This is a genomic window from Methyloprofundus sp. (genome assembly GCF_965251085.1).
Taxonomy (GTDB): Bacteria; Pseudomonadota; Gammaproteobacteria; order Methylococcales; family Methylomonadaceae; genus Methyloprofundus.
The window spans coordinates 1,230,343-1,246,273 of the sequence record NZ_OZ252594.1; the positions used below are offsets into that span (position 1 = coordinate 1,230,343).

At 44.8% G+C, this 15,931-nt stretch carries 12 protein-coding genes; 3 read left to right on the top strand and 9 right to left on the bottom strand.

Annotated elements, in window-relative coordinates:
* Window positions 1-78 precede the first annotated feature (78 nt).
* The 4 genes from ACQY3F_RS05660 to ACQY3F_RS05675 form a co-directional block, all read right to left on the bottom strand.
* On the bottom strand, window positions 79-1,170 hold the full coding sequence (locus ACQY3F_RS05660) for an AI-2E family transporter (RefSeq protein ID WP_428353950.1): 1,092 nt from the start codon (window positions 1,168-1,170) through the stop codon (window positions 79-81).
* 254 nt (window positions 1,171-1,424) lie between these two features.
* Window positions 1,425-2,627, bottom strand: a complete 1,203-nt coding sequence (locus ACQY3F_RS05665; protein ID WP_428353951.1) for an NAD/NADP octopine/nopaline dehydrogenase family protein — start codon at window positions 2,625-2,627, stop codon at window positions 1,425-1,427.
* A 431-nt stretch (window positions 2,628-3,058) separates the two neighbouring features.
* Window positions 3,059-4,345, bottom strand: coding sequence for a 4-aminobutyrate--2-oxoglutarate transaminase (gene gabT / locus ACQY3F_RS05670; RefSeq protein ID WP_428353952.1), 1,287 nt, complete (start codon window positions 4,343-4,345; stop codon window positions 3,059-3,061).
* Between the two features lie 155 nt (window positions 4,346-4,500).
* On the bottom strand, window positions 4,501-5,955 hold the full coding sequence (locus ACQY3F_RS05675; protein ID WP_428353953.1) for an NAD-dependent succinate-semialdehyde dehydrogenase: 1,455 nt from the start codon (window positions 5,953-5,955) through the stop codon (window positions 4,501-4,503).
* A gap of 361 nt (window positions 5,956-6,316) precedes the next feature.
* Here ACQY3F_RS05675 and tnpA point away from each other — a divergent pair, with 361 nt between their 5' ends.
* The 3 genes from tnpA to tnpC are packed head-to-tail and all read left to right on the top strand — an operon-like array spanning window position 6,317 to window position 8,677.
* The gene (gene tnpA, locus ACQY3F_RS05680; RefSeq protein WP_428352923.1) at window positions 6,317-6,634 is read left to right on the top strand and encodes an IS66 family insertion sequence element accessory protein TnpA; all 318 of its coding nucleotides are present in this window, start codon (window positions 6,317-6,319) and stop codon (window positions 6,632-6,634) included.
* Entirely contained in the window at window positions 6,631-6,996 is a 366-nt protein-coding gene (gene tnpB / locus ACQY3F_RS05685) for an IS66 family insertion sequence element accessory protein TnpB (protein ID WP_428353150.1), read from the top strand. The genes tnpA and tnpB overlap by 4 nt, the downstream gene beginning before the upstream one ends.
* Window positions 6,997-7,042: 46 nt before the next feature.
* Window positions 7,043-8,677 carry an IS66 family transposase gene (gene tnpC, locus ACQY3F_RS05690; RefSeq protein ID WP_428352934.1) on the top strand — a complete coding sequence of 545 codons (1,635 nt, stop codon included), beginning with the start codon at window positions 7,043-7,045 and terminating at the stop codon, window positions 8,675-8,677.
* 25 nt (window positions 8,678-8,702) lie between these two features.
* Here the strand turns inward: tnpC and ACQY3F_RS05695 are convergent, their stop codons facing one another.
* The 5 genes from ACQY3F_RS05695 to ACQY3F_RS05715 all read right to left on the bottom strand — a co-directional run bounded on the left by ACQY3F_RS05695 (window position 8,703) and on the right by ACQY3F_RS05715 (window position 15,635).
* Window positions 8,703-9,275, bottom strand: a complete 573-nt coding sequence (locus tag ACQY3F_RS05695) for a hypothetical protein (RefSeq protein WP_428353954.1) — start codon at window positions 9,273-9,275, stop codon at window positions 8,703-8,705.
* Between the two features lie 232 nt (window positions 9,276-9,507).
* Window positions 9,508-11,175 carry a DcaP family trimeric outer membrane transporter gene (locus ACQY3F_RS05700; RefSeq protein ID WP_428353955.1) on the bottom strand — a complete coding sequence of 556 codons (1,668 nt, stop codon included), beginning with the start codon at window positions 11,173-11,175 and terminating at the stop codon, window positions 9,508-9,510.
* 75 nt (window positions 11,176-11,250) lie between these two features.
* Entirely contained in the window at window positions 11,251-11,904 is a 654-nt protein-coding gene (locus ACQY3F_RS05705; protein WP_428353956.1) for a hypothetical protein, read from the bottom strand.
* A 103-nt stretch (window positions 11,905-12,007) separates the two neighbouring features.
* A complete protein-coding gene (locus tag ACQY3F_RS05710) occupies window positions 12,008-13,915 on the bottom strand; it encodes an aspartate:alanine exchanger family transporter (protein WP_428353957.1) in 1,908 nt (635 codons plus the stop codon).
* 319 nt (window positions 13,916-14,234) lie between these two features.
* Window positions 14,235-15,635: a glutamate decarboxylase gene (locus tag ACQY3F_RS05715; protein WP_428353958.1), complete on the bottom strand. Its 1,401-nt coding sequence runs from the start codon at window positions 15,633-15,635 to the stop codon at window positions 14,235-14,237.
* Between the last annotated feature and the right edge of the window lie 296 nt (window positions 15,636-15,931).

The window sequence follows — 15,931 nt, forward strand, 5'->3', positions numbered from 1 at the left end:
CCACGAATAGCTTGCCAGTAACTGCACCTAAAGACTGCTTCCACAGATCCTCTTGCGGATAGACTATCAAACATCATTCTACATTTTGTCATCCCGCCATTCTTCTTTGACCCAGCTCATAAACAACGCGTATCCCAGTGAAAAAATGACCGCACCAATAAACAAGCCGACTATGCCAGATTCAATGAACCCACCTATCGCGCCTAAAAAGATAACAACCATAGGCGTGTTAACGCCTCGACTTAAAAGTATGGGCTTAAGAATGGTATCTATAAAGGTGACAGGAACGCACCAAATTAATAATGCAACTGCGGTGACAGTATCAGCGCTGTATAACATATAAATAACAATTGGAGTAGTGACTAACGCAATGCCAATCTGCAACACAGCAAGAATCAGGCAAAGCAGTGCCCATAATCCAGCAGCCGGTACACCGGCGACAATAAAACCTAATCCGGCAAGAATTGATTGAATAATGGCAACACCTAGTATACCTAAGGCAACACTATGCACAGTTGCATATGTGAGGTCCATTATTTTTTCTCCCCGTCTCCGTTCACCAGCAAAGCGTGTCACTATAAGTAGGGTAAATTGTTGTCCGCTTTTTGATTTCGCCAGTAGGAAACCAGAAATAATTATTGCCACCATAAACTGTAGAATGCCTAATCCTGTTCCCTTTGCGTTCAATAACAACCAGTTACCGATAATTGTGAGATGGGGTGCAATCTGGCTCAATGCCGCTCCGAGGTTATCTGAAGCAAGCTCCCAGAACTTTGCGAGAGGTGCTCCGATAAAGGGCCAGGAGCTAATATTTTCCGGTGGAGGAGGGACTTGTAAAGTATTATTACTAAGCCCCTGTATTAAAAATTCAATACTTTCGATCAGGGTGCTGGCCAGTAGTATGGTGGGGAGTATAAGTATGATTAGAAAGACAACGGTGCAAAGGCCAGATGCAAGGCCATGACGCCCACCCAGAACAGTCAGCAAACGCTGGTAAAGCGGGTATATGGCAACAGCAATGATAACTCCCCATATAATTGCAGTAATAAAAGGTTTAACAATATCGAAGCACCAGAAAGCCAGTATGGCGACAAGGCCAATTCGAACTGCCGCTTCGAGTGAATTTGTTACAAATTGTCGGTCATTTTCTGGTAAATAGTTATTGTTCATGCTCTGCCTGGAGTTTAAATACAACACGCATATTATTAACAAATATGGCAAATAAATACAATGTATATATTCAATACGTATTTATTACACATGACAAAAAATAATCACCACGAAGAAAAGAAAAACAAAAAAACAGCCGGAGCATAGTCAGGACAATTTGCCTTGATGGTCGAGTAGAGCGGACTTTAGTCCGCACACTCGCCCCCGTAGCGGACTAAAGTCTGCTCTACAGCAGCTATGTACAGAAGGAACTCTTAGCGATTAAGTTGCTCTATGGTGTGTATTCCAAAGCGCTGAGGGGCGTTTGTTTCTGATACATGGCGACCCGAGAGCGTACCATTCAGGATATATTCTTTACCCATATGTCCTTGCGCCCAGCCAATCACAGTGTCGATAACGGGGGTGTTGACACTGACTATATCAGCTACCCCTTTATAAATGCATAAGCCTAAGGGAATATCTTCGGTGAAATAACGGTTCGAGAAGTCAGGTTCCCAGCCGTTACTATCTGGAATTTCTTTAAATGGACAACGAAAGCCTCGGTAACCAGGGTTAGTGCGGAAAAATGTAGTCAAATTGGGTGAGCTATCAGCGTAGGCATAGCGTGTCAGGAAGTCATAGATATGGGGCACATGAATATCTTCCATGCCTTGTGATGTTAGCGCATCAGCTATAGTCAACAATTCTTGATTAAGCGCGTCCATAAGTTCGCCAGCTGCATGAGTCATCTGTTCGTAAAAGAGTGGGTTTTCGGGCAGGATATCACCAGGCTGCCAATCTTTACATAAGGTGTACAGGCGAGCAGGGTGAATAATGGCGTTAACCGGGTACAGAGTAGAACTAAGAAAATGACCACAGCTTTCGGTGGCACCAAACAGTCTCTCATTTAAAGCGATGACCTTGTCGGTGGCGCTGGCAGGCAGTACGCCTACGCGATAACGCGATTTAAGTTCCTGTACTTCTACGCGTTTACCGTAATCAGTGATACGACAGTTAAAGGGCATAGGCAAAATAGCAAATAGCACTAAATTATCCACCATATCGCCGAGAACCTCGCGAGCTACCCAGTCGAAACCACCTTGCCCTGGGGTTACGCCAATGTACATGCCTTTACGTAAATAAGGTTTGAGCTCTTTAAGTACACTAGCATAGGCAAAAGAGGGCAGTGGCAGAATTAAAATATCACTACCAGGAACCACATCTGCTGCATGGGCAGAAATTCTGTCGGGTGTTCCAATGACAGTACCAGAAGGATTATTGTGCTCGGCAAATTCAGCCACGATATGGCCCTGTTCGGCTACACCTTTGGCCATGCGCTCAGCTTCGTCACCGTGAGAGGCCAATACATTTGTGGCTATACCGCGAGAGGGCAGTAGTGCCGCCAATGCATGAGCAGCATTGCCACCGCCGATAACACAGACCCGTAGATTGTTATTTAAGTGTGTATTGTTATTCATTCTGAGTCTCCACTCACTGAATCGCGGCTAAAGGCCGCTCCTACAGGAGGTTAAATGGATTATTGATCTATTTTTCACGGTCTCCCACTGGCATTAAGTTAAGATACTTCTCGTTCCCAAATTCTATTTGGGAATGCATGCAGGGTAAGCTCTGCTTACCGAAACATACAGCAGAGCTGCTCTTTCATGTATTCCTTAACTTAATCACAGTGACGGTTTCCGTGGGAATTCATACCGGAACGTTCGGTATTCCATGACGAAGAGTGTCATAAACTGCATTCTCACGCTGAAACAAACAAGAAATTTTTAATCAATGCATGACACTTGGATAGATTAAACCACGAAGAACACGAAGAACACGAAGGGTAAAGCTTTTGTTTTCTTTCCTTTATGAGCTTCATGTTCTTCATGGTGATCCTTTTTTTTGCAATTTAGGATTTAAGCACCTCAATCAAAGCAGCTTCTATAATATCCAGCCCTTCTTCAAGATGTTTGTCAGGAATTGTCAAGGGGACAAGTAAACGTATCGTATTTGCGAAATAACCGCAGGCAAGCAGAATCAAGCCTTTCTCGGCTGCCTTGGCGGTTAATTTACCAATAAGGTCCGGGTTAGGCTCATTACCTCCGCGCTCTTTAACCAGCTCAAATGCGACCATGGAACCTACACCGCGCACATTACCAATGGCAGGCACATCATCACGGGCTTTGATCTCATTTAAACGTTCTACAAGACGGTTACCAAGAACTACACTACGCTCGACTAGACCTTCATCTTCAATCGCAGCAATCGTTGCGAGCGCTGCTGCACAGGCAACAGGGTTACCCCCATAAGTCCCGCCCAATCCTCCAGGCTTAGTGCTATCCATTATAGTTGCTTTGCCGATGACACCCGACACAGGAAAACCACCGCCCATCGCTTTAGCAACCGTTATCAGATCAGGTTCAATGCCACTATGTTCAGATGCAAATAGCTTACCGGTACGGCCAAAGCCAGTTTGTATTTCATCACAAATTAGCATAATGCCATGATCATCACATAGGGCCCGCAATTTTTGCATAAAGTCATTGGGTGCCTGATAGAAGCCACCTTCGCCTTGTACTGGTTCCACAATAATAGCTGCTACATTGTGAGCTTCTATTTCTGTTTTAAATATCGTAGCCAGGCCAGCCATAGCATCATCCACAGAGATACCATGATGCTCAATAGGGAAAGGTGCGTGGAATACATTAGCAACGCCAACACCACCACCTGCGCGATAAGGAACGATTTTTCCCGTTAGTGTGCTGGTAAGTGCCGTGCGACCATGAAAGGCACCGCGAAAAGCGATAAGGCCTTGACGGCCTGTGTGTACCCGAGCAAGTTTGACTGCATTTTCTACCGCCTCAGACCCGGTAGTAAAAAGCACAGACTTTGCATCTTTAATCGGCGCGATTGCATTTAATTTTTCACACAGCGCAACATAGGGTTCATAGGGAACTACTTGAAAAGCAGTATGGGTAAAGTTGTCACATTGAGCTTTCGCCGCTGCTATCACCTTTGGATGACAGTGACCTGTATTACAAACAGCAATACCCATCGCAAAATCGAGATAGCGTTTACCGTCCGCATCCCAGACTTCAGCGTTCAATGCTTTAGAAGCAAAGACAGTGGTTGCAGATGCAACACCGGGAGCAACGGCTGCTTGCCGGCGGGTTAATAAATCAGCATTTTTAGTCATATTATTTATCTTTATCGGCTATCGTTATAACATGGGACATATTGAAAACTGTAGGGCGTGGCTTTAGCCCGCCAATGCCAGACCTTATTTAAAGGTGGGCTGAAGCCACGCCCTACCAGTCTATTGAATGCCCCATCTTCATTATCTTTGGCAGCTTAAATGCCGCCCATACACATATATTTAATTTCCATGTAATCATCCAGCCCATAGTGAGAACCTTCACGACCAAGACCAGACTCTTTTACGCCGCCAAAAGGCGCGACCTCGGTCGAGATAATACCCTCATTAATACCGACAATACCATATTCCAGTGCTTCACCCACACGCCAGACACGTCCAGCATCGCGGGTATAGAAGTAAGATGCCAGGCCGAATTCTGTGTCATTGGCCATGGCGATAGCTTCTTGCTCGGTTTTAAAGCGAAACACAGGAGCAAGTGGACCAAAGGTTTCTTCCTTTGCCACCTTCATCTCGGGTGTTACATCGGCAATGATGGTGGGTTCATAAAAAGAGCGACCCAGTGCATGAGGTTTACCGCCTATGACGACTCTCCCCCCTTTATCTAATGCATCTGCTACATGAGCAGCCACTTTTTCCATACCCGCCTCGTTAATAAGGGGCCCCTGGGTAACCCCTTCATCAGCACCATTACCCACCTTAAGCCCTTTTACCGCAGCAGTTAATTTATCAATAAATGCATCGTAAATACCCTCCTGTACGAGGAAACGGTTTACGCACACACAAGTCTGACCTGAATTTCTGTATTTACTGGCCATTGCTCCAGCAACAGCAGCATCAAGGTCAGCATCATCAAAAACAATAAAGGGAGCGTTACCACCTAACTCCAATGACAATTTCTTGACAGTATCAGCACTTTGGCGCATTAAAATTTTTCCTACAGCAGTAGATCCCGTAAAACTAATCTTTCTGATAATGGAGTTAGCTGTCATTTCGGCACCAATCTTTGCGCCATCAGATGAGGTCACGACCGAGAGAACTCCTGCCGGGATACCTGCCTGGTCCGCAAGCTCAGCAATAGCAAGTGCTGACAATGGCGTTGCTTCCGCTGGTTTTAAGATTATCGGGCAACCAGCAGCCAGCGCAGGCCCAATCTTGCGCGTGATCATCGCATTAGGAAAGTTCCATGGTGTGATTGCCGCACAAACACCGATTGCCTGTTTGATCACCACAATGCGACGGTCATTTATCGTAGCAGGTATCAAGTCGCCATAGGCACGTTTCGCTTCTTCTGCAAACCATTCTATAAAGGAAGCACCGTAGGCAATTTCACCGCGTGCTTCAGCTAAAGGCTTACCACATTCTGCCGTGAGAATTTGTGCCAGGTCTTCCTGATTAACCATCATCAGGTCAAAAAACTTACGCAGAATAACAGCACGTTGTTTGCCTGATTTTGATTTCCACGCATCCCACGCCTTATCAGCTGCTACAATTGCTCGCTTAGTTTCGGCAGCACCGAGATCAGGCAGAGTAGCGAGCTTTTCTCCCGTTGCAGGATTAAACACAGCAAAGGTAGCGGCATCATCGGCATCAACCCATGCGCCATCTACATAAGCCTGGTCTTTTAGCAAAGATTTATTGGTGATTTTCATTAGTTGAACTCCTGTTCAGTAATAATTGTTTGCATAATAGAAAAATGCAGTATGCTGCTGATGTCTGGCTGAGTAAGGGGATAAATACGATAGGGAACTGAACATAGGTAACCGTTCACTTCCCCTCTTGATAAAGGGGGGATTATCTAATAAAACCTCCCCTAACCCCTCCTTGCTATGGAGGGGGACTTAACGGTTACGAAAATAGTTGCCATATCGTGGATGTGACTGCTGATTCCTGAGAGATTTTACTTTACGCCTTTAGTGCTATCAATGTAAGCGCTCAATAGTCAGCGTACTTCACGGCAACTCAGATTAATGCCAAACTATCCCCATTGTTAAATACCACGGGGAATTTTAAATGGCAGCGTTAGAAAAAATACAGGCAAAGACTTTCTGGCCTATTCACATAGAGCACTGGCAGGCATCAGGCCAATCACAGGTAGCTTATTGTCGACAGCATGATTTATGTCCGCAAAAGTTAGGCTACTGGAAACGTAAATCGACTGTAAAGCCGACTACTTCCCCTACAGGGTTTACACGTATTCGGGTTGACGGGGATCGTTCATCTGCGCCAGTCCCAGGATTATCTTTGCAATTTAATGATGGTATTCGGTTGGAAGGTATTACGCAGGATACTATGCCGTGTATTCAACCACTGCTTGAGCTGTTGCGATGACGGTTGTTATGCGTCCCTCTCTGTCTTTGACAGAAGTGTATCTGTATCGGCAGCCCATTGATTTTCGTAAGTCACATCGGGGCTTATCGGCGATTGTTGAATGTGAGTTAGGGCATAATCCTTTTGAGGGGGCTCTCTATGCCTTTACGAATAAACGGCGGAATAAGATTAAATGCCTGTTTTGGGAAGATAATGGTTTTGTCCTTTATTACAAGTCATTGGTAGAAGAAACATTTAAGTGGCCTAAGGGTGAGGAAGAGACATTAACCTTAACAGGCCAGCCGTTAAACTGGCTGCTGGATGGCTTTGATATTAGCGCGATGAAAGGTCATAAAAAACTTCAATATGAGTCTGTTTTTTAGCTGTTTTTGTGTTCATTATTGCCACTATAAATGCTATAATAAAGCCATGATTTTAGCCGATATTTCAAATATAAAACAACAAGATAAAGCCGGTTCTTTGCTGTCGGAGAGTGTTGCTTTGTTGCTTGAAAAAAAACAGGCTATTGATGAACTGACGCGTGTGATTGAAGTTAAGTCTGGGGTGATTTCCGAACAGAAAAAACGCATCCTTATTCTGGAAGAGGTACTACGCTTATCTAAAATAAAACGCTTTGGATCATCCAGTGAACAATCTCATCAATCCTCTTTGTTTGATGAAGCAGAGAATGAAGCGGATAGCGATGAGGAGCTAGACCTGGAGGCTGATGAAGCACCTGAGGACGAAAAACAAACAAGTTCTACTGGCACCAAGAAAAAGCCGGGACGCAAACCCTTCTCAGATAAGTTACCTCGCGAGCAAATTTTTATTTATTTAACCGATGAAGAAAAAGAAGGTGCTATTGATACTTTCTTTACTAAAGTGAAAGAAGAGCTGGATATTATTCCTGCTAAAGTACGTGTTCTTGAATACATGCAGGAAAAAGCGGTCTTTATCAAACAGATTGAAGGCGAAAAACAACGCCAGGTTAAAGCCGCACAAATGCCCAGACACCCTATTGCCAGAGCAATGGGAAGCATCAGTTTAATGTGCTTTGTTATTATCGCCAAGTATGCTGACGGCTTACCTTTATATCGGCAAGAAGGCATCTTGTCTCGTTATGGGGGTGACATCTCCAGAGCGACATTAGCAAACTGGATGATCGCACTGGCTAAACAACTTCAGCCCCTGATTAACCTGATGCGAGAGCATCAACACACAGGGGCAGTCATACTCGCTGATGAAACGCGGGTTCAGGTATTAAAAGAACCGGGGCGGCCAGCGACCTCAGATAAATATATGTGGGTGACGCTTGGCGGGCCACCGGGTGAAAAAAGCATCCTGTTTGAATACGATCCCTCTCGTAGTGGAGACGTCCCCATGCGCCTGCTTGACGGCTTTAGTGGCTATCTGCAAACCGATGGCTATGCGGGGTACAATGCCGTGTGCCAAAAAAACAGCATCACCCAGCTGGGGTGCTGGGATCATGCGCGTCGTTATTTTAAAGATGCCCAGAATGCACAGCCTAAACGCAAAAAGGGACAAAATAACAAACCCTCAAAAGCAGGTAAAGCGCTGAGCCTGATCAATAAACTGTATGTCATTGAGCGAGAAATTAAAGACCTGTCAGTGGATGAAAAATATCAGCAGCGCCAGGAGAAGAGCATTCCTGTATTGAACCAGCTCAAAGCCTATCTGGAAGAAAACCAGCATAAAGTACCTAAAGATAGCCTGACAGGAAAGGCAATGACTTACCTGAGTAACCAGTGGGAAAAACTCAATGTGTATTGCACCCATGGTGAACTCAATATTAGCAACATCCTGGCAGAAAATGCGATTCGCCCGTTTGTGATAGGGCGCAAAGCCTGGTTATTTTCTGATACCCCTGCGGGTGCTCGTGCCAGTGCAATACATTACAGCCTGATAGAAACAGCTAAAGCAAATGGGCTGGAGCCTTATGCATATCTTAAGCAGGTTCTCACTGCTTTACCTTATGCTGATACGGTTGATAAAGTGGAGGCTTTGTTGCCCTGGAATATTAAAAAATCAGATACGCCTGAATAGGGCAAGTACGTGCTTCGTTGAGCGCTTACCTATCAATTGCATTCAAATCTGTAGGATTTTCAAGATTTACAAATGCGCCTTGCTTAGCAAAGTTCTGATAGATATGTTCCGAAATACGCTGAAATGTATTGTTTGCACCCATTGAGGAAAAAGGCAGGGCAGGGAAGAATAATAGCCATGTCGTGGTACTTATATTATCAGCAACTTCTGCAAAATACTTTTTTTCAGAATGTACTTCTTCTAGCTCGTAGATCAAATTATAAGATGTTTCCGATGTCGCGGGAATAAGAAGAAATGTTATTGCACTAAGAAACTGCATGACAAAACTTGATGTATCTTCTTGATGACCTCTCAGGAAAAGCTTATATTGCGCTTTTTCAGCGAGATTGTTATTAGAATAAGTAAAATCACGGATATAGTTATTATCTTTCCAGTTTTCCATCATTTTATCAATAATAACTCTTCCTGCTTCATTATTCGTAAGTGACTTGTTTTCATCCAGATGAGCAGTGAAATCTCCAACACTCACTTCAATGTACGGGGAGGCGATAGGCTTGATCGGTTCGAGATCTGCCAGTTTATCACTGGAGAATGTCATGCAGCCATTAAGTAAGACCAACAATAACCCGCAAGTATGTAATTTAACAAGATATTTCATTATTTTTAAGGTTGAGACTAACTATGCAGATTCCTTGTCATATAGTCATGCAAGTGCATAGCTGGATTTGTATTAAACCACGAAGAGCACGAAGAACACGAAGAACACGAAGGTTAAAGCTTTTGTTTTCTTCTTGACTATTGCTCTTCTTAGGGAAACCCTCTATATGCCTTTAGAATGAGAAATGAGTAGTGGCCTGAATTCGATTTGCAGAGCCAATATCGTGATTCACATTTCTACGCTGCCCCCAAAGGTATTCAAGACCTATATCAACTTGCTTAAATGGACTCCACACTACGTTAGCCGAGGTATAAAAGGTACGATCCAGATCGTCAGCACTCAGAGCGCTATTATTATCCATATCTACCCAGCCAAAGACAGCAGTGGAGCGTATGCTATCTGTCCACCAGTGCTGCATAGAGCCAAAGCCCTGAAAGGCATTAATAGTCCTCAGGTCACCGTTATTTGCAAATATGGCATCATCGTAACCATCGTTATTATAGCTACCTGTTGCCGCGCCATAAACCACTTGAAATTTAACATTGTCTTTTTTATGAAATAGTGGCATCTTAATATCCCCTGATACCTGCACACCCCAGCCAAATGTGCTGTCTCCATGACCATTGCTATTATCTCCCCGGATATGGCGTCCAATAAACGCTGATCTGAGATGCCCCCAGTCTTGATGCCAGGAAAAAGCAACGATAGAGTCAGGCCAGCCACTACTGGTGCTGCCATTGCTAATATTGTAGCTGGGGTTTTCCAGAGCGATTTCAAATAAATATGCTTTAGAATAATCACGCGACCATCTGACCAGAGCCTGACGGTTTTGTTGTGAACCATTAGGACCTTCAAAATCCATAGTTTCTGGTAAAACGTCTACATCATCCCAGGTGGACCACGCCTGACCAACACGCAGGTTACCACCAAAAACAAAATCATCTAATTGTGCCCAGCCCTGTCGGAAGCGAAATTCAGCACCGGTTGACGTTGTATTTCCAGCTAGGTCAAAAGAAAAGAAAGTAGTGAGCTGACCTATTTCCAAAGGCGTAGCTGTACTGAAAAATAAGCGTGAGGTATTGGCGGTAAAGGTAGTTCGCTTGTCGGGTACACCACTAGGCTGGCCGTTGACTACAATATTTTTGGTGACGAATTTGTAGGGGCTATTGATTGCGTTAAAGTCATGGATAAATGATGCCCTGATAAATCCACCAATCGTTAATGCTGTATCAGCTGCCGGGACTTTAATGGTTGTACCCTTTGCATTGTAGCGAAACATTTCCTTAGACAGGTCAACTCCCGTAGCCTTTGCGACTGCTTTGACCTCCTTTAATGCCTCTTGCGCATCTCCTTCGGCTTTTGCAGTTTTTGTCTCAAGTTCTTGCCCTTTGGCATGAACTTTTTGCTCGTCTGTTGCAATGTGTTGATCAATTGCCTGCGCCTTGGTATCACCTTTTTGAACATCTGTTGCAATGCGTTGTTCGATTTCCTGCGCCTTGGTATCACCTTTTTGCACTTCTGTTGCAATGTGTTGATCAATTTCCTGACCTTTGGCATGAACCCTCGTTTTCTGTTCGTCGAGTTGCTGTTGCATTTTCTCTATTAGGCTCTGCTGCTGCATCATTTTTTGCTGTTGCTCTAGCTGACGTGTCAGTGCTTCCAGTTGTTGTTGAACAGAAGGGTCAGCAGCGTAAGCAGTGGATGTAAGCCCCATGCATCCGATAACTAAAGATAGGAAAACCGCCTTCAAGCCCGGGAGGATATCAGTTGCGCCCTTATGCTGCAGAAAGGATGAAATACCCGAGTGTTTCGTTGTTATAACAAGATTTCGTAACTTCATGAGAATAATCTCCATTATCTTTTTATTACTATAGTTCTGTAATGATCAGGATTTAATTCATTAAATAGATAGAACTCACCAGCGCAAAGGCTGTAAGAGTTCTTTTAGTATAGTGGGCTCAGTGCCTACAGTGTTGCCACCAAGTAGTGCATCAAGTCGTATTGTCTGGGTGTTAATATAAGCAGTCGACAGCACCAGCAGTAAATAAAGGCCACCCTGAATGATCGTAATTCGTTTGCTAAAAGGGGAACGCATTAAAGACACAAATGGACCAACATAAGTGGCGATAAACCATGCAGAACCGCCACTGATAACAACTCCCATACGGACTGTTGCCAATTCCCATGCTTCCTGTGGAATAGCTAATGTTGCCTGATCCAGTACCTGCAGTATCGGACTGAAAAAACCGCCTACGCTATATGCCAGTGCCAGGTACATAAACAAGTCTCCTGAAAGCAAAGACCAGTGCGTACAGATGCCTTCGTTGTCGAGTTTAGTTGATGTGATGAAACAGACCATGGCAATAACCGACAATGCCAAGCCGATGAGCAAGGTGATATCGGTTACTATATGCAGCGGCATAGCCGTATTTGGTAGTTGAATGGCCCCTGGAAATCTCGGCGTCACGCTGATCTGGTAAGTGATGATAGCCAGATTGAAGCCGACTACTGTTAGTCGCGCTCGCATCACATTGACTGCGACCCGTACCGGCTGCAGTTGTTCAGTCATGGGTATTATCTCTGTTAGCATTCATCTGTAACTCCGAGTATGCAGGCGGGTTGATTAATCTCAATCAACCCGGATACTTCTGTTCTTCAGAACATTGCATTGCTTATGATAAAATCTGCGCGATATATCCACCAATAAGCACCAGTACTGTGGTCAAAGCATAGGTTACTGGATAAGGTGATGCTGCAATCGAGCTCTTTGATTGGTCGTTGATCGCGTTTAAGCCTGGAGTACTGTTGCGCGCACCGGTACAGGCACCGTCACAGATAACAGGGTTTAGCTTGAATACTTTTAGGCCGACTATATATGCAACGACGACAGGCAATAACGCACCGATAAAACCAATAATGGCTACCCAGATTACCGTATCGCCATGGAATGAGTTAATCACTTTCGGTCCGACATTCGCTGCCAGTACTGCGATAAACATATTCAGACCAATGTCTTGAATAAAGCTACGCGCCCCTTCACTGACGGGGCCGCTAAACTCAGGATTCTTGCTGCGGAAGTAGCTGACGAAGATACCCGCAAGCAGACAGCCTGCCGAAGTTCCTAGTGCAAAGGGGATGCCGCCCGCAGTAAAGCTGAGCAGACCCACCAGATAACCGATAACCATGGCAATCGCCATCCACATAACTTCAGTCACTGAAGTATCCAGCAGTGCCCGGCCACCCAGCGCTATAGCCGCTTTTTGTACACACCAGTCAGGACCTACAACCCGAACAACATCGCCGAACTGGATAACTGTTTTCGCTAGTGATGGTATTTGTACTCCCTGACGAAATATACCCTTAAGTTGCAAACCAAAGCCAATTTCCTTAGCCAGCTCCTCCAGCGTTTTACCTGATATGCCATCAGCGCCTACACGTATATCAGCAGCCTCAAGCTCAATATTTAGTGCCAAAGGCTCGTCTACTTCCTCGCCTATAACTTCCGTGCCTTTAAGAATAAGTTCATGGACATCGGAACGCACGGCAATAATATCGTCTTTCTGCAAGGTGGGATTATCGGAAGGTTCTATGACATCCTTGCCACGTACGACACGTAGAATGGGTGCATTAGGGTGAAGGTCAAAAAGTTGCTCAATGGTTTTACCGATAAAATCATCGTGCTGTAGTTTGTAAGCACGAATTTCCAGGGGTGAAAAGCCAATAGTCAGCGAACCCGCAGACCCAGGTACTAGTTCGGTAGCACCCCCACTCATATCTATTTCAGCTTGCTTAGCATCAGCAACCGGATCATGACCAAACATTTGCGGTAGATATTTGATTAGCAGAATAATACCGATAGTAGAAATAACATAGCTGATGGCATAACCGGCAGCAATATTGGCGCTGACCTGTTCCGCCGTCATCCCTGATGGTGGTGTATATGCCCCGCTTTGTATAGCCGAAGTTGCCACACCGATGACAGCGGTAACGGTATAACTACCTGAAATAATACCCGCCGCATAGCCTGGCGCAAGTCCTGCCAGTTTTACACCGAAAAAAACAATCAGCCAGTTCAGTGACCAGACGATCAAAGCCAGAACAATAAATGCCATACCACCACTTTTAAGACCCGCGAAAAATTGTGGGCCAACCTTCAGGCCGAGGGCATACATAAACATCAATAGAAACAGCGATGAGACGATCCCGGGAATCGAATAGTTGATACCGAAAGCAACCGAGGCAGTGATTGAAATTGCCAGCCCGACTACCAGAGTACCGGCAGTTGCTCCCAGGCTTACGCCTTTGAGTGAAAGCTTACCCAGCGGATAGCCGATGGACAAAGCAAGTAGAAGAAAAACGATGGGCTGCTTATCAAGCAGCTGGAATAAAGCATGCAGACCCTCTGCGGTTACTGGCTCGAACATCTCCAGGGTAACACCCCCGAAATGCTTGATTTCAGCAAGGGCACCCTCTGTGCCACTTGCAGCGAAAGCCGACCCTGCTAAGAATAGTGTTGCAAGAAGAGCACCGATGATAGCGAGTGGGTTAGCATGATGCTTTTTTAGATATTTTTTTAGCATATTAACCTCTGTTTTTTGATGACAGGTGTGGGACATATTACTCAAAACCGAGAGATGATGTCTTGCTTAGGAATATGCAAAAAAAACAAAAAAACACTGCAGGTAGATGTAGGCTTGGATGGAGCTTGTGTAATCCCAGCGTTTAACTTTGCTGGGTTTCGTACCTCAACCACCGCCTACATTGTTGTCTAAATATTTCATGCATGTTCCTTGAGGATGTGTCATTAAAAGTGAAGTTAGGGAAATGTAAATCTCACTTTTAATCACACGCCCTTCGGATATAACTGCCCGACATTTATGGTCGGGCAGTACGTGTGTGCTAGTGGTGGAAACCGCCAGCCTCTTCTGGTTCCATAGGGTTAGTGATGGGGTGCTTCTCGAAGAAGTCAAAGCAGCGCTGCATATCTTCAAGTAACAGTGAAGCTAGATCTTTAGTGACCCCATGACGTACTAGAATTCGCTGGATCACAACGTCTTCACAGTTTGCTGGTAATGAATAGGCAGGCACTTGCCAGCCACGACTGCGCAGACGATCAGCGACATCATAAAGCGTGTAGCCCTTAGTATCGAAGCCATCTTTAACTTTCCAACACAAGCCCGGAATGCCTCCCTCTGGATCACCGCCGTAGATAATTTCGAAAGGGCCCATTTTGCTAATCTCATCAGCCAGATACTGCGCTGTCTCATAGCATGCATTGTGAACCTTGCGATAACCTTCTTTACCCAGGCGCAGGAAATTGTAATACTGGGCGACGATCTGTCCACCCGGCCGTGAGAAATTCAATGCAAAGGTGGCCATATTGCCGCCCAGATAATTGACATTGAAGACTAGGTCCTCAGGAAGGTCTTCTGCATCACGCCAGACGACCCAACCTACACCTAGAGGCGCTAGGCCGAATTTATGGCCTGAGGTATTGATCGACTTAACGCGTGGGATACGGAAGTCCCATTCGATATCGGGTGCACAGAAAGGTGCTAGAAAACCACCGCTGGCACCGTCTACATGGATAGGAATATCCAGTCCTGTTTCTTGCTGCAGTTTATCCAGTGCATCAGCGACTGCTTTGACCGGTTCGTAGGCACAGGTAAAGGTGACACCGAGGGTAGGTACAACGCCAATAGTGTTCTCGTCACACAGCTTGAGCACCTCTTCCGGAGTCATTAACAGACGGCCTTTATCCATCGGGATCTCACGGATTTCAACGTCCCAGTAACGAGCAAACTTATGCCAGCAGATTTGCACCGGACCGGTAATCATATTTGGCTTATCGGTAGACTTACCCTGCGCTCTCATCTTTTCACGCCAGCGCCACTTCATCGCCATTCCACCTAGCATTGCAGCCTCACTAGAACCCGTAGTCGAGCATCCCTGAGTATTTGCGGCATCAGGCGAATTCCACAGGTCAGCTAGTATATGTACGCAGCGTTCTTCGATGGCTGCTGTTTGTGGATATTCATCCTTATCGATCATATTCTTATCGATACATAGATCCATCAGTTCATGCACCTGAGGTTCTTCCCAGGTCTGACAAAAAGTTGCCAGGTTTTGACGAGCATTACCGTCCAGCATCAGTTCATCACGAACTGCAGTAAAAGCATGATCCGGCATATGTTCTTTTTCCGGCATTTTGTACTTGGGCATAACTCCCGAGAGTTCAGATGAAGCGTATACGTCATCTTCTATTTCGTCGCGGATATTGTCCTTAGAATGTAATGGCATTGATTGAAGCCCCTTTAATTGTTGAGCATGAGAAAAATAATTATATCTAATTAAGCTTAATTACAAGTTTAATAGCGCAGTATATTTAAGTGATAACGATGGAAATTATTATTTATAATTAATAATTATGGATAGTCAAGTGGTATGTGTAATAGTTTAAAAACTTAAAAACTTAAAAACTTAAAAACTTAAAAACTTAAAAACTTAAAAACTTAAAAACTTAAAGCTTAATTAAGTTAAATTTTGATTCGGGTTATTAATTTAATCTTGATTACTCATACTATTTATACTCTAAA